Below are 21,740 nucleotides of genomic sequence, written 5' to 3'. Positions count from 1 at the left end.
TACCAAAAACAGCAGGGGTGGCAAGCTTTTTTTGTCGAGAACCGCATAAAATCAGCAAAAACTTAGGGTATGTCTTTAAAACTTTTGACAATACCAAATGTAGTAAGGGGGGATAAGAATGATTCGCGCTATTTTGCACGGGGTCATAACAATTTTTATAAGCGCCATCATATGCAGTTTTATATTTGCGCTTTTATTGAAGCTGACAAGTTATGATGAAACGTCATTGCAATGGGTCATGCACGGTGTCGCATTTTTATCATTATTTTTCGGTGGGTTTATTGCAGGTGGAAAAGGGAAAGAACGCGGCTGGATGCTTGGTGGAGCAACGGGTGTCATCTTTACAACTATCATTTTTTTATTTCAATTTCTCGGAATGGACCAAACGTTTTCGATTGAACAGTGGGGATACCACGTCGGTTTTCTTATCACAGCCATGATCGGTGGCATCATTGGTGTCAATGTCGCCACATCTCGTTCACGAAGCGCATAAAAATAAGACAGGCAGCAACCTGTCTTATTTTTCATTCACGACTTCACGAACGGCCGCACGGTCGTATGTAAGCCGCGAACCGTCACCCGCGCGAATGACGACCGTATTTTCATCGAGCGAATCGATGATGCCGTGCAATCCGCCAATCGTAATGACTTTATCTCCTTTTTGCAAGTTCGCCTGCATTTGTTGAACAGCTTTTTGGCGTTTTTGTTGCGGGCGAATGAGCAAAAAGTAAAAAATCGCAAAGAATAAAATAAGCGGTAGTAAGCTTGCTAACGTTTCCATATTTTCACCCCTTTCTAAAAGTTTTTTGCATTCGGTCCATGAAAGCCGTATTGTTCAAAAAACTGCTCGCGGAAATCACCGAGACGATCTTCCCGAATCGCTTGTCGAACTTGCTCCATTAATTTTATCAAAAAGTAGACGTTATGGTAAGACGTAAGACGAATACCAAACGTTTCATCACATTTAATTAAATGGCGAATGTACGCACGCGTGTAATTTCGGCACGTATAACAGTCACAGTTCGGGTCAAGCGGTGAAAAATCGCGCGCATATTTTGCATTTTTAATGACGACGCGACCTTGACTTGTCATGACCGTTCCGTTGCGGCCGATGCGCGTCGGCAATACGCAATCAAACATGTCAATGCCGCGGATCGCCCCGTCAATGAGCGAATCTGGTGAACCGACACCCATTAAATAACGCGGCTTATTCGCTGGCAATAACGGCGTTGTAAATTCTAATACGCGGTTCATCACATCTTTCGGCTCGCCGACAGACAAGCCACCGACCGCATATCCTGGAAAATCGAGCGACACTAAATCTTGCGCACTTTGTTTGCGTAAATCTTCAAACTCTCCGCCTTGCACGATGCCAAATAAACCTTGCTCATTCGGTCGCTGATGCGCTTTTAAACATCGCTCTGCCCATCGGCTTGTCCGTTCGACAGATTGCTTCATATACTCATACGTGGCAGGATACGGTGGACATTCATCAAACGCCATCATAATATCAGACCCGAGCGCATTTTGAATTTCCATCGCTTTTTCTGGCGATAAAAATAATTTATCACCATTTAAATGATTTCGGAAATATACGCCTTCTTCTTCAATGCGACGAAACTCGCTTAAACTAAACACTTGGAACCCGCCAGAATCCGTTAAAATTCCGCGATCCCAATTCATAAATGAATGAAGACCGCCCGCTTCTTTGACGATGTCATGTCCTGGTCGAAGCCATAAATGATATGTGTTGCTTAAAATGACGCCCGCTCCCATTTCTTTTAATTCTTCAGGCGAAAGCGTCTTTACTGTCGCAAGTGTACCGACAGGCATAAACATCGGTGTTTCAAACGACCCGTGTGGCGTATGAAGAATACCGAGACGCGCCCCTGTTTGTTTACATGTTTTAATTAGTTCGTAACGAATTGGTGTCACGTATAGTCCCCTTTCTCAACTTATATAATAAGCATTGCATCGCCGAAGCTAAAAAATCGGTAACGCTCTTTCACCGCTTCTTCGTAAGCTCGCAACACATGCTCCCGACCAGCTAGCGCGCTCACGAGCATAATGAGCGTTGACTTTGGTAAATGGAAATTTGTAATCATTCCATTAATCGCTCGAAACGTATAGCCAGGATAAATAAAAATATCCGTCCAACCGCTTTCAGCAACAAATGTGCCATCGTGACGAGAGGCGATCGTTTCGAGCGTGCGTGTCGATGTCGTCCCAACGGCAATGATGCGCCCTCCTTTTGCTTTGACATCGTTTAGCAAATTCGCTGTCTCCTCTGTCATTTGATAAAACTCGGCATGCATATCATGTTCTTCAATATGTTCTACGTTCACAGGGCGAAACGTACCTAAACCGACATGCAACGTAATAAAGGCAAGATGCACTCCTTTTTTTTGCACATCTTCAAGAAGTTGTTCTGTAAAATGTAACCCAGCCGTCGGTGCTGCAGCTGATCCAGCTTCGCGAGCATAGACGGTTTGATATCGCTCTCGGTCATCGAGCTGTGCTTTAATGTATGGCGGAAGCGGCATTTCGCCAAGCGACTCAAGTACTTCAAGAAAAATGCCATCATATGAAAACGAAAGAATGCGCCCACCGTGCTCTAGCTCAGCTACACATTCCGCGCGTAAACGTCCATCACCGAACGAAAGCGTCGTTCCGACTTTCACACGTTTAGCGGGCTTAACAAGCGTTTCCCATTGATCTCCATCAAGCTGTTTTAATAAAAGCACTTCAATGTGCGCCCCTGTTCCTTCTTTTTCTCCATACAATCGCGCTGGCAATACGCGCGTATCGTTTAAAACGAGGCAGTCCCCTTCTTTCAAGTACGATAAAATGGAACGAAACGTTGGTTCATGAGTCACTTCTCCTGTTTGTTTATGAAGTACCATCAGACGTGATGCTTCACGATTTGGCAATGGGGTTTGCGCAATGAGCTCTTCTGGTAAATAAAAATCAAATAAATCTACTTTCATGTCCACGTCCCTTTCTTTATTTCATTAACGAAAACGACCAAGCATATAAAAAATAAGCGATAAAACGACGCTTAAAAGAATTGACGTCATAATCGGAAAATAAAATGTGGCATTTTCTTTTTTAATAACGATATCTCCAGGTAAACGACCAAGCTTAATAAATTGCATCAAAAAACCGACAATAATGAGAACAACACCAAGAAGCATAATTGTTTTTGGCACATTCATCATCGTGGCACCTCCAAACCGAAATGGTTGTACGCAAGCGGCGTAACGATTCGCCCGCGCGGTGTTCGCTGTAAAAAGCCGATTTGTAGCAAATACGGTTCATATACATCTTCAATCGTTTGCGCTTCTTCCCCAATCGTTGCAGCAATCGTTTCTAATCCGACTGGTCCACCTCGGAATTTTTCCATCATGCTTTTTAATAGTTTATGGTCCAAATGGTCTAATCCTAAACGGTCAACTTGCAATTGTTCTAGCGCTTCATTCGCTAAAATAAACGTAATCGTTCCATTCCCGCGCACTTGAGCAAAATCGCGCACGCGGCGCAACAATCGGTTGGCGATGCGCGGTGTGCCACGCGAACGACGCGCAATTTCAAACGCTGCTTCTTCTTCGATTTCGACAGCAAAAATGTGGGCGGTTCGCTTCACAATATGAGCGAGCTCTTCAGGGGTATAATATTCTAAACGGCTTAATACACCGAAACGGTCGCGAAGCGGGGCAGAGAGAGCTCCGGATCTTGTTGTTGCTCCTACGAGCGTAAATGGCGGCAAATCGAGGCGGACAGAACGGGCAGACGGTCCTTTGCCGATGACGATATCTAAACAAAAGTCTTCCATTGCCGGATACAACACTTCTTCCACTGCTCGTGGCAAGCGATGTATTTCATCAATGAATAGGACATCACCCGGTTCAAGCGTCGTTAAAATTGCCGCCAAGTCCCCCGGACGCTCAATCGCTGGTCCAGCTGTCGTGCGCAATTGAACGCCCATCTCGTTGGCAATAATGGCGGCCAGCGTCGTTTTTCCAAGCCCTGGTGGTCCATATAACAATACGTGATCAAGCGTCTCTCCCCGCATTTTCGCCGCTTCAATAAATACAGTTAAGTTTTCCTTTACTTTTTGTTGCCCGATATATTCTCGCAACTGCTTTGGGCGAAGACTGTATTCAAGCGAGGCATCGTCGTAATCGGCCGCGCTTGAAATGAGACGCTCTTCCATCATGCATCCTCCCTTACTTTAATAGTTTTTGTAAAGCGAGCTTAATATATCCTTCTGTCGATAACTGCTCTTGTTTTAATATAGGCACCACTTTTTGAATTTCTTTCTCAGCATAACCGAGCGCCTTCAACGCTTCAAGCGCTTCAGAAAGCGGGTTCGTTTCTTCCATCGGCTCCGTAAATAAATTCGGAAAAGCGTCTGGGACAACTGCTTGCAATTTTCCTTTTAAATCTAAAATCATTTGTCGTGCTGTTTTCTTTCCTACTCCTGGAAACTTACATAAAAACTTATCATCTTCCGCTTCGATCGCTTCCACAAGCTGTTCAAGTTGACCAGCCGCTAAAATGGCAAGCGCCCCTTTTGGTCCAATGCCTGACACTTGTAATAATTTAGAAAATAACGATCGCTCTTGGCGCGTATGAAACCCATAAAGGGCGAGGACATCTTCACGCACATACTGATATGTATATACAACGATTTGTTGTTGTTTATTCATTTGGAACGAAAACGGATTAGGGGTAAAAACTTGATAGCCTATTCCGTTATTTTCAATAACAATATATTCCGGACAAACGTAATCCACATAGCCACGAATAAATTCAATCAAAGCCCCGTCCTCCTTTTCTCACGCCTCTCATTTTAGCATAAGATGAGGAAAGCGGAAAGCGCAAGTCACTCATAAAAAAAGTCCGCTGTTATGCGCGGACTCATTTTCCGAATGGCTCATACGCTTCAATGACGCGTTCAAAATTTCTTTTCGAGCGAACAGAAATACCTTTTTTCAGCTTTTCTCGTTCGTGACTTTCGAGTTTTTTTACATCAATTTGAAAAAACGACTGAATGACGCGAGATGACTCACCTGGTTTTCCTTCAAAAATAGAAAGCGTGCCATCTTCAGTAAGACCGAAATACCCTGCTTTCGTTAATGGCGAAAGGTCATCAACGTAACGTTGGAAAACAATTTGTTCGTCATCCATATTGATAAGCTGCCAATCTTTATATTTGTTCCAAATGTCTTTCATCGATATCACTGTTTCTTCCCTTATTTCCTCGCTCACCTCTCCATCCATATATACCGTTTCTAAAATGACTGTCATCTGTACAGGAGATGTGTGTTGTGTCAAAAATAAACTAAGGCATAGTGTAAGTACAATATTCATCATTCTCACCTCATTCATATGTTGACCATTTTCGCCAAAAATAAACGGTCTTGCCATCGCAAGACCGTTATTCTAACATCGATTCATCTAAATTGTGGTAAATTTCTTGCACATCATCATCATCTTCAAGCATATCGATAAGCTTTAACATTTTCGTTAAATCGTCGCCTGTTAATGTCGTGTACGTTTGCGGAATCATTGTGATTTCAGCCGTCGCAAACGTAAACCCTTGCGCAGCTAACGTATTTTTTACTTGCTCAAACTGTTCAGGGGATGTGTAAATTTCAAACGAATCTTCCGTCGTTTCCATTTCATCCGCCCCTGCCTCGATCGCCTGTAACAACATGTCATCTTCATCGATGTTCAAATCTTCACGAGCGATGACAATGAGACCTTTTCGATCAAATAAATACGACACGCATCCTGTTTCCCCTAAGTTTCCGCCGTTTTTCGAAAACGCGACACGAACGTTAGATGCGGTACGGTTTTTATTATCTGTTAAACAAATGACCATGACCGCTACGCCACCCGGTCCATATCCTTCATAACGAATTTCTTCGTAATGTGTATGTTCTTGGTTGCCTGTTGCTTTTTTAATCGCACGTTCAATATTTTCATTCGGCATGTTCGCTGATTTTGCTTTTTCAATCGCAAGACGCAACGTAGCGTTTGTCGTCGGATCGCCTCCGCCCATTTTAGCAGCTACATAAATTTCTTTTGCAAGCTTCATAAACAATTTTCCGCGTTTCGCATCTTGTGCATTTTTACGCCGTTGAATATTTTTCCACTTGGAATGTCCTGCCATTCGGATCCCCTCTCATATGTGAAAAATGTCCATAAAAACTATACCAAAAATAAATAAAAAAGAACAGGGGCTCACCCCTGTTCATTACCCACGATTCATAAATGGACGTTCCATCATATCACCCATGTCATTAAATATGTCGCGAATATCACGCTCTAGTTGATCCATTGGACCACCGTCGCGAATATCGTTATCGAGCGTGCGGATGCGGTTATACATGCTTTCATTTGCCACAACGCGAACTGTTTTCCCCGCTGTATATGGGGCGATCGCCTGCCGAACGAGACGCTCAATGCGCGTTGTATTTTTCTCTGTCGTCGATACAGCAACGACGACACGATCTCCTGAGACAACGGCACGTGCATCTTTTACGTTGGCAACGTTCGCTGCACGTTTTGCAATTTTTTCAGCTAACGCCCCGTTATAGTTACGGTAATACGATGGGCGTGTTCGTTCATCCATCGCATTCAAATGTCCATGATAGTTGCGATCGGCACGACTAAAATTGCGATCGACTTGCGGTGTTCGCGTCGTTCGATCCATGCCCCGATCAAGCATTTCTGTAATCGGTCCGTCATTATCGCGCACTTGACGAACGTTTCCGTTTAAACGTTCCGTCCCGTAACGACCGTATTGAAAGCCGGTCATATCATTTTCATTCGAGTAATATCCGATCGGACGTGTACGATCGGTATAACGTGTATCAAACGCTTGGTTATTACAAGCTGCTAATCCACTAAGCACAATGACTGCACCGAGAGCGACGATTCGTTTCCGCAAAGGAAAAACCCCCTTTTTGCTTTTGTAGACGATCGGCCTACATCATTAGCTTGATGCAAAAAAGGGGGTTTTATCGCTGTTAAAATTTTGGCGGAGCGATCGCTAATTGCCGTTTATGGTGGGAACGTTCATGAAGCCGCTCAATAATCTCACGGTCTCGTTCTGGAACGGGCTCACCTTTTAAATATTTGTCAATTATATCGTACGTTGTTCCCATTTCGTTTTCGTCTGTTTGTCCTTCCCAAAGACCTGCGCTTGGCGCTTTTGTAATAATTTCTTCAGGTACACCGAGAATGCGTGCCATTTCGCGCACTTCGCCTTTTGTGAAATGAACGAGTGGCACTAAATCGACGCCACCGTCACCGTATTTTGTAAAATACCCCGTATGCCATTCCGCCGCATTATCCGTTCCGACAACAAGATAACCGTAATTGTTCGCCACAGCATACAACGTCGTCATGCGCAAGCGCGCACGTGTATTTGCGTCGCCAAGGCGAGCTGCTTGCTCGTTCCATTGCCCTTTTTCTTTTAATTGCTTTTCAATTTCCCCAAATAGTACGCGATGCGTTTCTGTTAAGTCAATGACATGGTAATCAATCCCACAACTTTGGACAACTTTTAATGCGTCTTCTTTATCTTTCGGATTGCTTTTACATGGCATAATTAGCCCTAACGAGTTGTTAGGAAACGCTCGTTTAATTAAATGGGCAACGACAGCAGAATCGATTCCGCCACTAATGCCGACGATCGCTCCATTCATTCCAGCTTCTTGTACTCGTTCACGAAGCCATGTAATTAGTTTTTCAACTTTTTGTTCCATATATGTACATCCCTTTCTCTTTTACATCATCATGTTCATTTTATCACACAAAAAGCAAAAAGAAAAAGAGGCGACATTATTGCCCCTCTTCTTCCTCGCGATAAGGAACAGAAAAATACGGATTTATATACGGTTGCCCCGGCCATCCTTGTTGCCATCCGTACGGACCATACGGCATAGCTTGTGGCATATACATTGGCTGTTGCATCATTGGCACGTTTTCACCATACATTTGTTGTGGATACGGTGCTTGTTGCGGTTGCTGTGAATATTCCCCTACACCTGTTGGCATTTGCGGCATCATCGGTTGCGACTGTTGAGCATATTCACCTGTTGGCATTTGTGGCATATATGGTTTCGGTTGTAACTGCTCACCGCATCCGCAATCATCGTTATTCATCGCCCCCTGTGGATACGTCCATGGCATAACAGGATACATCGGTGGGAACCATGGATAAAAACCGTATCCCGGCATAATCGGCGAAATAGGAACGCACGGCATTGGCATCGGCACAGGCATTGGAACAGGCTGCGGCTGCATCGGTTGTTGTGGTTGTTCTTCCATGACTGGCGCCTGTGTCGTTGGAATCGGTGGAATGTCTGGAAACGGTGGCATTGGTATCTCTTCTTCAGGTTCCATCATATTTGGCATAATATTTGGTGGCTTCGGCGGTAAAAGCGGCGTTTCTTGTTTCGGTTGTTCTTTTTTCTCTTGTTCTTTTGCAATTGGAATTTCTTTTGCAATTGGTTCAACATTCACCGGCTGTTGCAACTGTTGTTCCTTTTTGTTTACGTGAATGTCGACATCAACAGAAATATTTTGTGTTTCTTTTTTGACAGGTTTTACTGGAGCTACTGGCGTCGGTACTTTAATTTTCATACCTGGCATAATGTAGTTTGGATCACTTAAATGAGCATTCATTTTTTTTAACTCTTCAAAATCAACCCCATATTTTTGCGCAATTTTCCAAAGGGTATCTCCTTTTTGAACGATATGAATTTTCACGTGTTTCCCCCTCCTATACTCAGACGTGACGTGTATGTCATGTTCAGCTTGTCGCTACTAGGCTTCAACATAACTTATGAACGGAAAGCTTTTTTTATGATAAAAATAAAAAAGACCGGCAAAAAAATGCCGATCCGTTTATGCTCGCGCTAACATGCGCTCAAGCGCTAACATCGCTCCTTCAGCTACATCTTTCGGAACAGTAATGCGATTGACAACTTTCCCTTCAAGCAAAGATTCAAGCGCCCAAAGCAAATGTGGTAAATCAATGCGATTCATCGTTAAACATGGACACATATACGGGTTTAACGATACAATTTCTTTATCTGGATGTTGCTGAATAATCCGATTAACTAAATTCATTTCTGTTCCGATTGCCCATTTACTTCCTGACGGTGCTTGAGCGATCGTTTCAATAATATATTTTGTTGAACCTGCATCATCTGCTTGTTGAACAACTTCCCAGCTACATTCTGGATGAACAATAATTTTCATATCCGGCTTTGTTTTTCGAATATGTTCAATATGTTTTACTGTAAAATTTTCATGGACAGAACAATGTCCTTTCCATAAAATCACTTTAATTTGCTGAACGTCACCGTCGTATTGAAGTGTATTTGACGCTGGATCCCATACAGCCATTTGTTCAAGTGGAACGCCAAGATCGTAAGCTGTATTTCTTCCTAAATGTTGATCAGGCAAAAAGAAAATGCGTTCCTTTTGTGTAAACGCCCAAGCGACCATTTTTTTCGCGTTTGATGATGTCACCGTCGCTCCGCCGTGTAAGCCGACAAACGCTTTAATCGCAGCGGTCGAGTTAACATACGTTAACGGTAAAATCGTATCTCCAAACATTTGTTGTAATATTGGCCATGCTCGCTCCACTTGTTCAATTTCCGCCATATCTGCCATCGAACATCCGGCACGCATATCTGGCAAAATGACGACTTGTTCATCGCTTGTTAAAATATCAGCTGTTTCCGCCATAAAATGCACGCCGCAAAATACAATATATTCAGCTTCCTTATTTTTCGCTGCTACTTGTGCAAGTTGCAATGAATCACCTGTCGCATCTGCAAATTGGATGACTTCATCTTTTTGATAATGATGTCCTGGAATAAATAAACGCGTACCAAGCTCTCGTTTGACACGAGCGACGCGCTGTTCCATTTCTTCGACTGACAACTGTTTATACGTCTCTGGCATCGCATCTTGTTGTTGCATGAGTTGTAATACGTTCATCGTTCATTCCTCCTACTGCACGTTTAAACTAATATCTAACGCTTTCGCTGAATGCGTCAACATGCCTAACGAAATATAGTCCACACCTGTATCCCGATACTGTGCAATATTTTCAAGAGTAATTCCTCCGGAAGCTTCCGTAATGATCGATGGTGGGACGAGTTGAACAAATTCACGAATTTCTTCAGGCGTACGATTATCAAACATAATGACATCCGCCCCTGCCTCAACCGCCTCGATCACTTGTTGTTTCGTCTCTGTTTCCACTTCAATTTTTACCATATGACCAAGCTGTGAACGGACGCGTTCGACTGCTTTTGTAATCGAACCACAAAACGCAATATGATTATCCTTAATCATCACTCCATCATATAAACCGAAACGATGGTTGTATCCGCCGCCACACGTTACCGCATATTTCTCTAACATCCGCAGGCCCGGCGTCGTTTTTCGCGTGTCACAAATGCGTGTATGGTTGCTGTTTAACGCTCGAACAGCTCGGTTTGTCAACGTAGCAATCCCGCTCATGCGCTGAAGTAGATTTAAAATGACGCGCTCACCTGATAAAATCGGGATGGTCGGACCTGAAACGACGGCGATAACCTCTCCTTTTTTTACGCGTTCTCCGTCTCTTTTATATAATTGACATGTGATCGATGGGTGCAATAGCTTATATCCGATATCAATCATCGATACCCCTGCGATAATTCCATCTTCTTTGGCAACAAATATCGCTCTTCCTTCATCCTCACGAGAAAAGATCGTTTCGCTTGTTATATCGCGTTCTCCGATATCTTCTAAAAAAAACTGCTTAAGCAACTCTTTTAGCTTTAGCTCATTCAACGGAATCCCTCCTTCATGAGATGTTCTTCTTTCGTGCGGACGATGCGCCGCTTTTCCCAATACGTTCTTTCAAATGGCTCGTCACTTCGATAATGAGCCCCTCGGCTTTCTCTTCTTTGCAAAGCTGAAGTCGTCACAAGCCAGCCAACGATCAACATGTATATAATCGTCCGCTTCTCGTCATCATACTCTGGTGACATGTTGACAAGCTCATCAATCGAATATTGTTCAAACCATTGTTTCGCGTAAAACAGTTGATCATAATCGCGCACAATGCCGACATATTGCGTCATGATATGCTGAATGTCCTCTTTTGTCGGTAACGCAATATGTACGTTATTTTCTTTTGTTTCGCTTTTCTTTAACATCAAACGTTGCTCCGTTTTGTTCAACAATTGGAAAGCAACGCGTCGACTAAAGACGAGCGCTTCGAGCAGTGAGTTGCTTGCTAAACGGTTCGCTCCGTGCACACCTGTACATGCTGCTTCCCCAACGGCATACAGTCCCGGTAATGTCGTTTCACCATCGACATTCACAACGATGCCGCCCATTAAAAAGTGAGCACCTGGGACAACAGGAAGGAAACCGTTGCGCCAATCGACTTGATAGCGCTCACAAAGCGATGTAATCGTCGGAAAACGGGATGAAAAATGCGGAATCATCGAGATATCTAAAAAAACAAGATGACCGTTTTTCATTTCGCGCTCAATGGCCCGAGATACGACGTCGCGCGGCGCTAAATCTTTTTGTGGATGCACTCCGTCCATGACGCGCCGACCGTCATAGGTCAATAAAATCGCTCCTTCTCCACGAACCGCTTCCGAAATGAGACCGACAGCTTTTCCGTCCACATAAAGCATCGTTGGATGAAATTGCACAAATTCCATATCTGCTACAGCAGCACCTGCTCGGTATGCCATCGCAATGCCATCGCCCGTTGCCGTTTCTGCGTTTGATGTAAACGTATATAACTGTCCAATCCCGCCTGTCGCAATCACGATCGCGTTCGCTGTATACGTTCCATTTTTCGTTTGTACACCTACGCAACGTCCATCGGAAACGAGCAAATCAATGACCGGATCGTTTTCAATAAACGTCACACGGCTAGAAAGCTTTTCAAATAAAAATGAAACCATGTTTTTTCCTGTCGCGTCGCCCCCCGCATGTAAAATGCGTCTCATACGGTGCGCCCCTTCTTGCCCGAAAAGCAATTGGCCATGCTCATCAACATCAAATGAAAAACCGAGGTTCATAAACTGTTGAATGACCTCGCGTCCTTCTTGAACTAAAATGCGTACCGCTTCCTCGTCATTATGCTCACATCCGGCAATTATCGTATCCGTATAATGAGTTAACCAATGATCGTCAGGATGAATGGCAGCCGCGACGCCCCCTTGAGCAAGCCAAGAGTTGCTCGTCTCTTTATTCGACTTCGTGAAAATAATCACATTTTTATGCTCACATAAATGATAGGCAACCATTAACGCTGCAAGGCCGCTACCAACGATAATCACATCCGCTTCGCGCATGGATGTTCCTCCATTTCATACTGTCTTGACACCTATATTGACATATATTTAAACTGATGACAAGACTTTTGTTTTTGGAAGTGGTGAACGAGATGATTTATTTAGATTACGCCGCAACAACACCAATGAGTGAAGAAGCTTTAGCGGTTTATGTAGAAAGTGCGAGAACATATTTTGGAAATGCAAGCAGCCTCCATGATGTCGGAACAGCTGCAAACGAATTGCTTACGATTTGTCGAAAACAACTCGCTCAACTCATTCGTGGCGAGGAAAAAGGAATATATTTTACAAGCGGAGGAACAGAAGCGAACGTTCTCGCTATTCGTTCGCTCGCTTACGCCCATCGTCATAAAGGAAAACACATTATTACATCAAGCGTCGAGCACGCTTCCGTTCACGCTGTATGCGCACAACTCGAACAAGAAGGATTTACCGTGACGTACGTGCCAGTCGACCGCTTCGGGCAAGTGGATATCGAAGCGCTTGAACAGGCATTAACGGACGAAACGATTCTCGTCTCTGTTCAACATGCCAATTCTGAAATTGGTACGATTCAACCGTTGCAACAAATCGGTAAATTATTAAAAGAAAAACAAATTGTCTTTCATAGCGATTGTGTACAAACTTTTGGTAAAATACCGATAGATGTGAAACAACTTCACCTCGATAGCATATCGATTGCTAGCCATAAAATTTATGGTCCAAAAGGGGTCGGGGCTGTGTATGTGAATCCGAGCGTACGTTGGCATATGTGGCTGCCAAACACAACACATGAAAGCGGATTTCGTCCCGGAACGGTAAACGTCCCTGGCATCGCTTCGTTCACAACCGCAGCGCTTGAAGCGGAAAAAAAACGAGAAACGGTTCAACAAAACATAACCGAATTGCGTCGTTATTTTGTTGAACAAATCGTGAAAAAACAATTGCCAATCACTGTTTTTGAACATCCGACAGATCAACTACCAAATATTGTTGGCTGTCTCGTTCACGGCTTTGAAGGACAATATGTGATGTTGCATTGCAATCGTCACGGGATTGCGATTTCTACCGGAAGCGCATGTCAAGTCGGCAAGCAAGCACCATCAAAAACGATGATCGCCATCGGCAAAGAAGAAGACGAAGCAAAACAATTCATTCGCCTATCATTTGGCATGCATACGACAAAAAGCGAGGTCGAAGCCGTTGTTTCCGCACTTGAACAGCTTCAAAGAGAAAGGATGTCACGATGAAAAAAGAGAGAAAACTACTAGGGGAAGAACGTCGAACGCTCATTTTGCAATGGTTAAAAGAAACGAAACGCCCGATGACAGGAACGGAGTTGGCTAATAAAACGAACGTGAGCCGCCAAGTGATCGTTCAAGATATTTCGCTATTAAAAGCAAAAAACGAACCGATTATTGCAACAAGCCAAGGGTACTTATATTTATCTCCTTCTTCTACCCATATGTATACGCGCGTCATCGCTTGTTGCCACACGCCAGAACAGACGAAAGACGAACTATATACAATCGTCGATCATGGCGTCACAGTAAAAGACGTGAAAATTGAGCATCCGGTATACGGAGATTTAACAGCGTCCATTATGGTTAGCAATCGGTTAGAAGTTGATGAATTTATTCAAAAAATTAACGAAACGAAATCTGCCTACTTGTCTCAGCTGACCGATGGCGTCCATCTGCATACACTCGAAGCAGATTCCATAGAAAAACTTGATGAAGCATGCGTTGCATTAAAACAAGCACGATTTTTGATTGAGTAAAAAAACATCCCTTTACACGAGGGATGTTTTTTTCACCGTATAGTATGGATAGCTACCTAATATTTGCACCGTGCAGCCGAGCGCTTCCAATTCTGCAATCGCTCCTGGAATTAAAACGTCGTCCATTTTTTGATCAATATCAATAATAAAAAAGTAGTTCCCTAGCCCTGTTTTCGCTGGGCGGGATTCAATTTTTGTCAAGTTAAGCTTTCGCCACGCGAACGCTGATAACACTTGATGAAGCGCTCCTGCCTGATCTTTTGGCAACATGACCATTAACGTCGTTTTAAACCCATCTTCTTTATTTGTAACAGGCAACAAATCGCGCTCGCGATGCAAAACAATGAAGCGCGTATGGTTGTAGTCATAATCATGAATGTTTTCTTTCGCAATCGCTAAGCCGTATTGTTTCGCAGCAAGACGATTGCCGATCGCCGCGATCTTTTCTTCTGGATGCTCGCTCACATATTTTGCTGCTGCGCTTGTTGATGTGACGTATTCATACGTGGCGTGCTTTAAATGACGATGTAAAAACTTATGGCATTGAGCAATCGCATGCGAATGAGAATAAATGCGTTCAACATGCATCCAATCGTCCAATTGAGATGGATGTATAAGCAAATGTTGCTCAATTGGTGCAATAATTTCCCCAACAATCGGTAAATTACATTCATGAATTAAATAATCGATCGTCAAATTTACAGAACCTTCTAGTGCATTTTCTAGCGGGACAACGGCTAGCTCGACTTCTCCGTCGCGGACAGCGTCCATACATTGTGGAATCGTATGATATGGAACGTTTCGTATATGAGGGAAAATCGCTTCAACAGCCGCATGCGTAAACGTCCCTTCTGGTCCTAAATATCCTATTTTCACAATCCTTCCCCTCTCTACGCCCCTGAACCGAGAATTTCTACTTTTTCAACAAAAGGCAACTGTTTTAATTGCGAAAGTAACTCATCGATTGTTATCGCCATCTCGCTCGTACTAACGGACAACGTGACATTCGCCCGCCCTTGAAGCGGAATCGTTTGGTGAATCGTAAGAACGTTGCAATTTGCGGAGGCAACGACGCTTAATAGCTTCGAAAGGGTGCCTGAGCGGTCTTCTAAATGGAAAAAAAGCGTAATAATTTGTTCCCGAACCATCGTATGAAACGGGAAAACCGCGTCACGATATTTATAAAAAACGCTTCGGCTGACATCGACAAGTTGCACAGCATCGGCAACAGAATCGACTTTTTTTCGTTCAATTAATTCTTTTGCCGCCAACACTTTTTTCATTGCTTCAGGTAATACATCTTCTCGCACTAAATAAAATTTTTTATCCACCGCACAAGCTCCCCCTTTCGCATTAGTCGACAAATTCAAATTCGTAATTCAACAGCTTTACAATATCCCCATCTTTTGCTCCGCGAGCGCGCAGCGCATCATCGACGCCAAGTGAACGCAATTGACGTGCAAAGCGACGCACCGACTCTTCCCGTGAAAAATCGGTCATTTTAAACAGCTTTTCAATTTTTTCTCCTGACAAAATAAACGTTCCATCATCATCACGCGTAATATGAAACGGTGCTTCCTCTTTTTCCAATTTGTAAACGACGCGATGAATCGCTTCTTCCTCTTGTGGATAAAGCGGAAATTCTGGCGTCGTTTCAAGCAGATCAGCAATCGCAAATAATAGTTCGCGCAACCCTTGGCGTGTCACTGCTGAAATCGGGAAAATCGGCACATCGTCCTTTAACTTTTCTTTAAATTCACGCAAATGTTGTTCCGCGTTTGGCATATCCATTTTATTCGCAACAATAATTTGTGGCCGCTCTGTTAGACGCAAATTGTACTGTTTTAATTCTTCGTTAATGACTAAATAATCTTCATACGGATCTCGGCCTTCTATGGCAGCCATGTCAATGACGTGAACGATGACGCGCGTCCGCTCAATATGGCGCAAAAATTGATGCCCAAGCCCGACACCTTGATGCGCTCCTTCAATGAGACCTGGCAAATCAGCCATAACAAAACTGCGACCGTCTTCCGTTTCAACAACACCTAAATTCGGAACGATCGTTGTAAAATGGTATTCTGCAATTTTCGGCTTCGCCGCTGAAACGACGGATAGTAACGTTGATTTCCCAACGCTCGGAAAACCAACAAGTCCAACGTCCGCGAGCAATTTCAATTCTAGCGTCACGTATCGTTCTTGCCCTGGCTCGCCATTTTCAGCAATTTCCGGAGCCGGATTTGATGCAGTCGCAAAGCGAGTATTTCCACGTCCACCTCGTCCGCCTTTTGCTACGACAAATCGTTGTCCATGCTCTGTTAAATCAGCAATCACTTCTTTCGTTTCATCATCAATGACAACTGTCCCTGGTGGCACTTTTACAATTAAATCTTCTGCATTTTTCCCATGTTGATTTTTTGACATGCCATGTTCGCCACGCGGCGCTTTAAAATGGCGTTGATAGCGAAAATCCATTAACGTGCGCAACCCTTCATCAACAACAAAGACGACATCGCCACCTTTTCCACCGTCTCCTCCAGCAGGTCCGCCTTTTGGTACGTATTTTTCGCGTCGAAACGCGACCATTCCGTTTCCACCGTCGCCACCTTTCACATATATTTTCACTTGATCAACAAACATCGTTTTTCTCCTCCGATCTTTTCATCTTTTACTCAACAAGATGAATCATTGCACATATGGTTAGTTCATGTTCATGAATCGCATGTTCACAAAGCGTGAACGCATCATATTGACTATGCTTTTGAATCCATTGTTTTACCATCTCAAGTTCATGAAGCATACCACGATAATCAAAAAAGAGCCGCACGTCGTTTTCTGTTAAGTCAATCGTAATCGTTACATAGTTTTCAACATGTGGAGAAGAACATTCCTCAAGCATATGTAAAAATCGTTGACACCACGTAGCGAGCATATGATCATATGCATGTAATGAACGTGGCTCCCCTAACACTTCATACTCTAGTTGAATATGACGTGCTTGCCAATGGTACGTCATGAGCAGTTCAGCAAACCGTTCTGTTTGTAAATTCGTGAGCTTCGCTTCATTTTCTGCTTCAATGATAATTTGTTGAATTATTTCATTGACGCGATCGATACGCTGTAAAGATAAATTTCCTTTAATTAATTGGATTTTATTGAGCCAATCGTGTCGGGAATGACGCAATGCCTCTACAATCGTCCACCGCTTCTCCATCATTCATTCTCCCATAAACAGTTTGACTATAATTATAACATACGCCAACAAAAAGAAAACCCTAACCAAGTCGGTTAGAGTTTTCCACTTCCTTATGCTTCTTTCACAACAGGATATACGCTCACTTTTTTACGATCGCGACCCATGCGCTCAAAACGAACGATGCCGTCAACTTTCGCGTAAAGTGTGTCGTCGCCACCGCGTCCCACGTTTAATCCTGGGTAAATTTTCGTTCCGCGTTGACGGTAAAGAATAGAACCGCCTGTAACGAATTGACCGTCTGCACGTTTCGCGCCAAGACGTTTTGCGATCGAATCACGACCGTTCTTTGTTGAACCTACCCCTTTTTTCGATGCGAAAAACTGAAGATCTAAACGTAACATGCCGTGTCACCTCCTACAACGTTTTCGTCGTTATTTTGACGTATTTTCCGTAATCACGCTCAATCGTTTGGAGCGACACGATCATCCCTTCAAGAAGAAGTTGCACGTCGGCTTGTGCTTTCTTATCTTCAATTGTCGGAAGTTCGCAATGAAGATAGCCGTCTTTTCCTTGTTGAATGATCGGTTTCACATTCGTCAAGGCGACGATTGCGTTAACCGCACCAAACGAAATGGCTGATACACCTGCACATACAATATCTTGTCCACGCTTCGCAAACTGAGCGTGTCCGCTAATCGTAAAGGAACGAATCGTCCCTTCCACCGTTCGATTAATCGTGATACGAATCATCGCTTACGCCTTATGCGTTAATTTTTTCGATTACAACTTTTGTGTATGGTTGGCGATGACCTTGCTTACGACGATAGTTTTTCTTTGGCTTATATTTGAAAACGATGATCTTCTTTTGACGACCATGTTTTTCAACTTTCGCCGTTACTGTTGCGCCAGCGACTGTAGGATTGCCAACTTTTACGTTTTCGCCACCTACAAATAGCACTTTGTCAAATGTTACTGTTTCGCCTTCTGCTGCATCAATTTTTTCGATGTAAATCGCTTGGCCTTCTTGTACCTTAATTTGTTTTCCACCAGTTTCAATAATCGCGTACATATTTGCACCTCCTAAATTAGACTCAGACTCGCCAGCTGTGAGGCGGTTCAAGCGAACGCTTAAATAGCCTTAGCCGAGCGGTTGTAGCACGGGTGCTACACAACATAGAAGATGATAGCATAAAAAGAAAACAATTGTCAATACGTATAAAGCAAATGGCCGATCGGTTCATTCGTTCGTTTCTCATGAAAATAAGCGTACAACAATTCGTTTTCATCAAGCTCCATTTCCATTTGATTTTTCTTTACGATAATCGCATGTTTTTTCCCGCGATGAAATAAAAGAAGAACGTGAAATAACGAATCGTTCGCATCCACGACAAGTCGCTTTAACGCTCGATATTCGACCCGTTTTCCGTAATATCGTTCCAACAAAAAACGCATCCACACATACGGACGTTGCTTCCATTCCATCCAAATGGCATGCGCTAAAAAGCAGCCGATGATCCATAAATTCATGTGCAATGGAGCGTTGATCAATAAAGCGACGAAACAGATGACTAAAAAAAAGACGGAAGCATAAAGCGTTTGTTCGTGCGCCCGTCGAAACGATGTACGCGCTGTACGATACAAAAAAAAGAGCTTCCCTCCATCAAGCGGCCAAATGGGCAATAAGTTAATGAGTAAAATAGATACATTATATTCAATTAGTTGATAATACCATTCATTAGATAACATGTTCGCTTCATGAGCGATATACGCGATGAAAAAAATAAATATATGCTGAAACGGCCCTGCTAATGTGACGATCAATTCTTCATGAAACGGTCGGTTCCCGTGTTCGTCCATTTCAGCCACTCCGCCAAACGGCAAAAGTAAAATGCGTTTGACGCGCCATGAAAACATATGCGCTGCGACAACGTGTCCGAGTTCGTGCCAAAGCACAATCCAAAACAGTAAAAGAAGCGTCTGAAATTGTGCAGTCATAATGGCAATAAGCGCAACAACCCAAAAAAGTGGATGAATATGAATGTTTATAAAAATAGATAACCATTTATTCAAAGGAAATCACCTGAACTGGATCAATAAAATGATCCCCTTGCTTCACCGCAAAATAAAACAAACCTTTATGATTATTTGTTTCCGCTCTCCCGACTTCTTTTCCTGCCTCAATGAAATCATACAACTTCACCGAAATAGCGGATAACTTTCCGTACCACGTTTCACTTCCATCGGCATGTTGAATAATGACTGTTTTTCCGTACGGTTCTTTCACTCCTGCAAATACGACAATTCCTTCTTCGACTGCTTTAATGGCTTGATCGGTTTCAATGACGATGCCTTGTCCATTATGTTCAAACGTTTCCACAACGCGCGCTGAAGCTGGAAAGGCATACGCGGCTGTTGTTGTCTCTTGTTGTTTTTTTACGTTAAAAAATGCTAATGGCTTCCCAAATGTTTTTTCGTACCATTGTGCAACTGTAGCAAATTGAAAATCTTTTTCCATCGCTTGTTTCACAAATGTACGCGCACCTTCAACGTTCGGGGAGTCGTATTGAAATAAAATCGCAACGCCAAAAAACAAAAGAGCTGATAAAAAGCTTTTCAATAAAAATATATCTTTCCGAAAAAGTGGCGGTTCCCGCTCCCCATCGTACGTCACAACTGTTGGATTCCCATATTTTTCTTCTTCACTCCAATTTGTCATCATCGTTTGAACGTAACGTTCACGCTCCTTTTTTCGCTTGGCGATTCGCTTTCGAATATGTTCAATTCGATCGCTCACACTCCCACACCCCTCTCGTCCGATTTGTATTATATGTATGGGGAAATGGAGAAGATATGAATAAAAAAAGCACCTCCAAACGGAAGTGCTAACGCGCGCTAAATAGCTTTTTTATTTTCGAGAAAAAACCTTTTTGTTCTTCATCATCGAGCGACATAAGCGGTACGGATTCACCGAGAAGGCGACGAGCGATGTTGCGATATGCTAAAGACGCTTTGCTGTTCGGATCAAGAACGATCGGTTCACCGTTATTTGACGCTTTAATGACATGTTCGTCATCGACTATAATCCCAAGTAAGTCAATCGATAAGTGCATCACAATTTCATCAATATCTAACATATCATGATTTTTTAACATATGACTACGAATGCGATTAATAATTAAACGTGGTCGTTTCATATGCTCTTCTTTTTCAAGTAAACCAATAATTCGATCAGCATCGCGCACAGCTGAAATGTCCGGCGTCGTCACGACAATTGCTTCATCAGCTCCTGCAACAGCATTTTTATATCCTTGTTCAATGCCTGCTGGACAATCAATTAAAATATAATCGTAATCTTGTCTTAAATCGTCAATGAGTTGTTTCATTTGCTCTGGTGTGACAGCCGATTTGTCACTCGTTTGGGCAGCTGGCAATAAATATAAACGATCTTCAAATCGTTTATCTTTCACGAGCGCTTTTTGAATGGTGCAACGTCCTTCGACGACGTCGACAAGATCGTAAATAATGCGATTTTCAAGTCCCATAATGACATCAAGATTGCGCAAACCGATATCGGTGTCAACGAGACAGACTCGCTTTCCTAATAACGCTAGCGCCGTTCCGAGATTTGCCGTCGTTGTCGTTTTGCCAACGCCGCCTTTGCCAGAAGTAATAACAATCGCTTCTCCCACTGTCAAAAACTCCTTTCTAACCGAGTTAAATTCGGACGTAAATGCATCAATAGCTGGAGTCGATCGACAACAATTTGATCATGTTCATCAATATAAGCGCACTCCATTTCATTTCCTTCATCGCTACGGTAGTCTGGCGCTCGATTCATCACATCACTAATGCGCAACTGCGTCGGCTTCATCACCGATGCAGCGATAATCGCTTGACGGTTTCCTTCATACCCTGCATGTGCAATGCCGCGCAATGCTCCTAATATAAAAATATTTCCTGTTGCAATAACCGTTCCACCAGGATTCACATCACCGATTAAAAGTAAGTCCCCATCAACGTGTAACACTTGTCCAGAACGAATAATTTTCGCAACAGATACAATTTCATTTTTCTTCTTCCATTCTAACGCTTCTTGTTTCGTCATGACATTGCTTACAATCGAGTGGACAATTAAATGCTTTTTCGTTCGAATCACATCGCGCAATCGTTCTTCTTGCTCACGCGTCAAATATCTGTTGCCAACATGAACGTGCACAGCAACAAGCGGCCCTTCTTCGTCGCGTGTTGTTGTCGTCAATAATTCATCCACTTGTTTTAACAATTCGTCATAGGCACACGTATCATCAAGATGCAACGTCAGCCCTTCTTTCGTCCCTTTCATTGACACATATGGTCTTTTCTCCTTGCCAGCCACGACTTTCACCTC

Annotated in this window: 28 protein-coding genes and 1 other annotated feature; of the genes, 3 read left to right on the top strand and 25 right to left on the bottom strand. The window is 43.2% G+C overall.

What is annotated here, in order from left to right; genetic code table 11:
- Positions 1-118: 118 nt before the first annotated feature.
- Positions 119-493 carry a TIGR04086 family membrane protein gene (locus HNR63_RS08120; protein WP_085788089.1) on the top strand — a complete coding sequence of 125 codons (375 nt, stop codon included), beginning with the start codon at positions 119-121 and terminating at the stop codon, positions 491-493.
- Positions 494-517: 24 nt separating this feature from the next.
- On the opposite strand, the gene yajC is transcribed toward HNR63_RS08120, so the two are convergent.
- From yajC to nadB, 14 genes are all read right to left on the bottom strand, one after another.
- A complete protein-coding gene (gene yajC / locus HNR63_RS08115) occupies positions 518-781 on the bottom strand; it encodes a preprotein translocase subunit YajC (protein WP_009361707.1) in 264 nt (87 codons plus the stop codon).
- Positions 782-795: 14 nt separating this feature from the next.
- Entirely contained in the window at positions 796-1,935 is a 1,140-nt protein-coding gene (gene tgt, locus HNR63_RS08110; protein ID WP_181520395.1) for a tRNA guanosine(34) transglycosylase Tgt, read from the bottom strand.
- A 20-nt stretch (positions 1,936-1,955) separates the two neighbouring features.
- Positions 1,956-2,987, bottom strand: coding sequence for a tRNA preQ1(34) S-adenosylmethionine ribosyltransferase-isomerase QueA (gene queA, locus HNR63_RS08105; protein WP_181520394.1), 1,032 nt, complete (start codon positions 2,985-2,987; stop codon positions 1,956-1,958).
- Between the two features lie 24 nt (positions 2,988-3,011).
- Positions 3,012-3,218: a DUF2905 domain-containing protein gene (locus HNR63_RS08100; RefSeq protein WP_181520393.1), complete on the bottom strand. Its 207-nt coding sequence runs from the start codon at positions 3,216-3,218 to the stop codon at positions 3,012-3,014.
- The gene (ruvB, locus tag HNR63_RS08095) at positions 3,215-4,213 is read right to left on the bottom strand and encodes a Holliday junction branch migration DNA helicase RuvB (protein WP_181520407.1); all 999 of its coding nucleotides are present in this window, start codon (positions 4,211-4,213) and stop codon (positions 3,215-3,217) included. Before ruvB ends, HNR63_RS08100 begins: the two co-directional genes overlap by 4 nt.
- Positions 4,214-4,226: 13 nt before the next feature.
- The gene (gene ruvA, locus HNR63_RS08090; RefSeq protein ID WP_181520392.1) at positions 4,227-4,820 is read right to left on the bottom strand and encodes a Holliday junction branch migration protein RuvA; all 594 of its coding nucleotides are present in this window, start codon (positions 4,818-4,820) and stop codon (positions 4,227-4,229) included.
- A 100-nt stretch (positions 4,821-4,920) separates the two neighbouring features.
- Positions 4,921-5,376, bottom strand: coding sequence for an intercompartmental signaling factor BofC (locus HNR63_RS08085; protein ID WP_021093893.1), 456 nt, complete (start codon positions 5,374-5,376; stop codon positions 4,921-4,923).
- 64 nt (positions 5,377-5,440) lie between these two features.
- On the bottom strand, positions 5,441-6,178 hold the full coding sequence (locus HNR63_RS08080) for a YebC/PmpR family DNA-binding transcriptional regulator (protein WP_009361714.1): 738 nt from the start codon (positions 6,176-6,178) through the stop codon (positions 5,441-5,443).
- An 84-nt stretch (positions 6,179-6,262) separates the two neighbouring features.
- Complete coding sequence (locus HNR63_RS08075) at positions 6,263-6,958, bottom strand: YhcN/YlaJ family sporulation lipoprotein (protein WP_181520391.1); 696 nt, start codon at positions 6,956-6,958, stop codon at positions 6,263-6,265.
- 79 nt (positions 6,959-7,037) lie between these two features.
- Positions 7,038-7,778, bottom strand: coding sequence for an NAD(+) synthase (gene nadE, locus HNR63_RS08070; protein WP_181520390.1), 741 nt, complete (start codon positions 7,776-7,778; stop codon positions 7,038-7,040).
- Positions 7,779-7,854: 76 nt separating this feature from the next.
- Positions 7,855-8,784 (bottom strand): SafA/ExsA family spore coat assembly protein, encoded by a 930-nt coding sequence (locus tag HNR63_RS08065; RefSeq protein ID WP_181520389.1) that lies wholly within the window; start codon positions 8,782-8,784, stop codon positions 7,855-7,857.
- Between the two features lie 138 nt (positions 8,785-8,922).
- A complete protein-coding gene (gene nadA, locus HNR63_RS08060; RefSeq protein ID WP_085788080.1) occupies positions 8,923-10,026 on the bottom strand; it encodes a quinolinate synthase NadA in 1,104 nt (367 codons plus the stop codon).
- Positions 10,027-10,038: 12 nt separating this feature from the next.
- Positions 10,039-10,869 carry a carboxylating nicotinate-nucleotide diphosphorylase gene (nadC, locus tag HNR63_RS08055; RefSeq protein ID WP_181520388.1) on the bottom strand — a complete coding sequence of 277 codons (831 nt, stop codon included), beginning with the start codon at positions 10,867-10,869 and terminating at the stop codon, positions 10,039-10,041.
- On the bottom strand, positions 10,866-12,398 hold the full coding sequence (nadB, locus tag HNR63_RS08050; protein ID WP_181520387.1) for an L-aspartate oxidase: 1,533 nt from the start codon (positions 12,396-12,398) through the stop codon (positions 10,866-10,868). Before nadB ends, nadC begins: the two co-directional genes overlap by 4 nt.
- 92 nt (positions 12,399-12,490) lie before the next feature.
- Here nadB and HNR63_RS08045 point away from each other — a divergent pair, with 92 nt between their 5' ends.
- Entirely contained in the window at positions 12,491-13,627 is a 1,137-nt protein-coding gene (locus HNR63_RS08045; protein ID WP_181520386.1) for an IscS subfamily cysteine desulfurase, read from the top strand.
- On the top strand, positions 13,624-14,157 hold the full coding sequence (locus HNR63_RS08040) for a transcription repressor NadR (RefSeq protein WP_085788076.1): 534 nt from the start codon (positions 13,624-13,626) through the stop codon (positions 14,155-14,157). The genes HNR63_RS08045 and HNR63_RS08040 overlap by 4 nt, the downstream gene beginning before the upstream one ends.
- A gap of 12 nt (positions 14,158-14,169) precedes the next feature.
- Here the strand turns inward: HNR63_RS08040 and pheA are convergent, their stop codons facing one another.
- The 11 genes from pheA to minC form a co-directional block, all read right to left on the bottom strand.
- Positions 14,170-15,033, bottom strand: a complete 864-nt coding sequence (gene pheA, locus HNR63_RS08035) for a prephenate dehydratase (RefSeq protein WP_181520385.1) — start codon at positions 15,031-15,033, stop codon at positions 14,170-14,172.
- Positions 15,034-15,047: 14 nt separating this feature from the next.
- On the bottom strand, positions 15,048-15,488 hold the full coding sequence (locus tag HNR63_RS08030) for an ACT domain-containing protein (RefSeq protein WP_042534170.1): 441 nt from the start codon (positions 15,486-15,488) through the stop codon (positions 15,048-15,050).
- Positions 15,489-15,510: 22 nt separating this feature from the next.
- Complete coding sequence (gene obgE / locus HNR63_RS08025) at positions 15,511-16,797, bottom strand: GTPase ObgE (protein WP_085788073.1); 1,287 nt, start codon at positions 16,795-16,797, stop codon at positions 15,511-15,513.
- A gap of 28 nt (positions 16,798-16,825) precedes the next feature.
- A complete protein-coding gene (locus tag HNR63_RS08020; RefSeq protein WP_084220256.1) occupies positions 16,826-17,374 on the bottom strand; it encodes a Spo0B C-terminal domain-containing protein in 549 nt (182 codons plus the stop codon).
- An 89-nt stretch (positions 17,375-17,463) separates the two neighbouring features.
- On the bottom strand, positions 17,464-17,754 hold the full coding sequence (gene rpmA, locus HNR63_RS08015) for a 50S ribosomal protein L27 (protein ID WP_003396301.1): 291 nt from the start codon (positions 17,752-17,754) through the stop codon (positions 17,464-17,466).
- A gap of 13 nt (positions 17,755-17,767) precedes the next feature.
- Complete coding sequence (locus tag HNR63_RS08010; RefSeq protein WP_042534164.1) at positions 17,768-18,103, bottom strand: ribosomal-processing cysteine protease Prp; 336 nt, start codon at positions 18,101-18,103, stop codon at positions 17,768-17,770.
- A 10-nt stretch (positions 18,104-18,113) separates the two neighbouring features.
- Complete coding sequence (gene rplU / locus HNR63_RS08005) at positions 18,114-18,422, bottom strand: 50S ribosomal protein L21 (RefSeq protein ID WP_003396311.1); 309 nt, start codon at positions 18,420-18,422, stop codon at positions 18,114-18,116.
- A 14-nt stretch (positions 18,423-18,436) separates the two neighbouring features.
- Positions 18,437-18,515, bottom strand: a sequence feature (ribosomal protein L21 leader region).
- 44 nt (positions 18,516-18,559) lie between these two features.
- Positions 18,560-19,423, bottom strand: a complete 864-nt coding sequence (locus HNR63_RS08000; protein WP_181520384.1) for a M50 family metallopeptidase — start codon at positions 19,421-19,423, stop codon at positions 18,560-18,562.
- The gene (locus HNR63_RS07995) at positions 19,416-20,147 is read right to left on the bottom strand and encodes a peptidoglycan DD-metalloendopeptidase family protein (protein ID WP_181520383.1); all 732 of its coding nucleotides are present in this window, start codon (positions 20,145-20,147) and stop codon (positions 19,416-19,418) included. The genes HNR63_RS08000 and HNR63_RS07995 overlap by 8 nt, the downstream gene beginning before the upstream one ends.
- An 88-nt stretch (positions 20,148-20,235) precedes the next feature.
- Positions 20,236-21,042, bottom strand: coding sequence for a septum site-determining protein MinD (gene minD, locus HNR63_RS07990; RefSeq protein ID WP_009361731.1), 807 nt, complete (start codon positions 21,040-21,042; stop codon positions 20,236-20,238).
- Positions 21,043-21,044: 2 nt separating this feature from the next.
- A complete protein-coding gene (gene minC / locus HNR63_RS07985; protein WP_216367445.1) occupies positions 21,045-21,695 on the bottom strand; it encodes a septum site-determining protein MinC in 651 nt (216 codons plus the stop codon).
- Between the last annotated feature and the right edge of the window lie 45 nt (positions 21,696-21,740).

The organism is Anoxybacillus ayderensis (assembly GCF_013761015.1).
Classification (GTDB): Bacteria; Bacillota; Bacilli; order Bacillales; family Anoxybacillaceae; genus Anoxybacillus; species Anoxybacillus ayderensis.
This window is presented reverse-complemented; position numbering and strand designations above follow the sequence as displayed.

Excerpts from the sequence above, each read along its gene's own strand:
- HNR63_RS08120 (WP_085788089.1), top strand. The coding sequence starts at position 119 with ATGATTCGCGCTATTTTGCACGGGGTCATAACAATTTTTATAAGCGCC.
- yajC (WP_009361707.1), bottom strand. The coding sequence starts at position 781 with ATGGAAACGTTAGCAAGCTTACTACCGCTTATTTTATTCTTTGCGATT.
- queA (WP_181520394.1), bottom strand. The coding sequence starts at position 2,987 with ATGAAAGTAGATTTATTTGATTTTTATTTACCAGAAGAGCTCATTGCG.
- HNR63_RS08100 (WP_181520393.1), bottom strand. The coding sequence starts at position 3,218 with ATGATGAATGTGCCAAAAACAATTATGCTTCTTGGTGTTGTTCTCATT.
- ruvB (WP_181520407.1), bottom strand. The coding sequence starts at position 4,213 with ATGGAAGAGCGTCTCATTTCAAGCGCGGCCGATTACGACGATGCCTCG.
- HNR63_RS08085 (WP_021093893.1), bottom strand. The coding sequence starts at position 5,376 with ATGATGAATATTGTACTTACACTATGCCTTAGTTTATTTTTGACACAA.
- HNR63_RS08080 (WP_009361714.1), bottom strand. The coding sequence starts at position 6,178 with ATGGCAGGACATTCCAAGTGGAAAAATATTCAACGGCGTAAAAATGCA.
- nadE (WP_181520390.1), bottom strand. The coding sequence starts at position 7,778 with ATGGAACAAAAAGTTGAAAAACTAATTACATGGCTTCGTGAACGAGTA.
- nadA (WP_085788080.1), bottom strand. The coding sequence starts at position 10,026 with ATGAACGTATTACAACTCATGCAACAACAAGATGCGATGCCAGAGACG.
- nadB (WP_181520387.1), bottom strand. The coding sequence starts at position 12,398 with ATGCGCGAAGCGGATGTGATTATCGTTGGTAGCGGCCTTGCAGCGTTA.
- HNR63_RS08045 (WP_181520386.1), top strand. The coding sequence starts at position 12,491 with ATGATTTATTTAGATTACGCCGCAACAACACCAATGAGTGAAGAAGCT.
- HNR63_RS08040 (WP_085788076.1), top strand. The coding sequence starts at position 13,624 with ATGAAAAAAGAGAGAAAACTACTAGGGGAAGAACGTCGAACGCTCATT.
- obgE (WP_085788073.1), bottom strand. The coding sequence starts at position 16,797 with ATGTTTGTTGATCAAGTGAAAATATATGTGAAAGGTGGCGACGGTGGA.
- HNR63_RS08020 (WP_084220256.1), bottom strand. The coding sequence starts at position 17,374 with ATGATGGAGAAGCGGTGGACGATTGTAGAGGCATTGCGTCATTCCCGA.
- rpmA (WP_003396301.1), bottom strand. The coding sequence starts at position 17,754 with ATGTTACGTTTAGATCTTCAGTTTTTCGCATCGAAAAAAGGGGTAGGT.
- HNR63_RS08010 (WP_042534164.1), bottom strand. The coding sequence starts at position 18,103 with ATGATTCGTATCACGATTAATCGAACGGTGGAAGGGACGATTCGTTCC.
- rplU (WP_003396311.1), bottom strand. The coding sequence starts at position 18,422 with ATGTACGCGATTATTGAAACTGGTGGAAAACAAATTAAGGTACAAGAA.
- minC (WP_216367445.1), bottom strand. The coding sequence starts at position 21,695 with ATGAAAGGGACGAAAGAAGGGCTGACGTTGCATCTTGATGATACGTGT.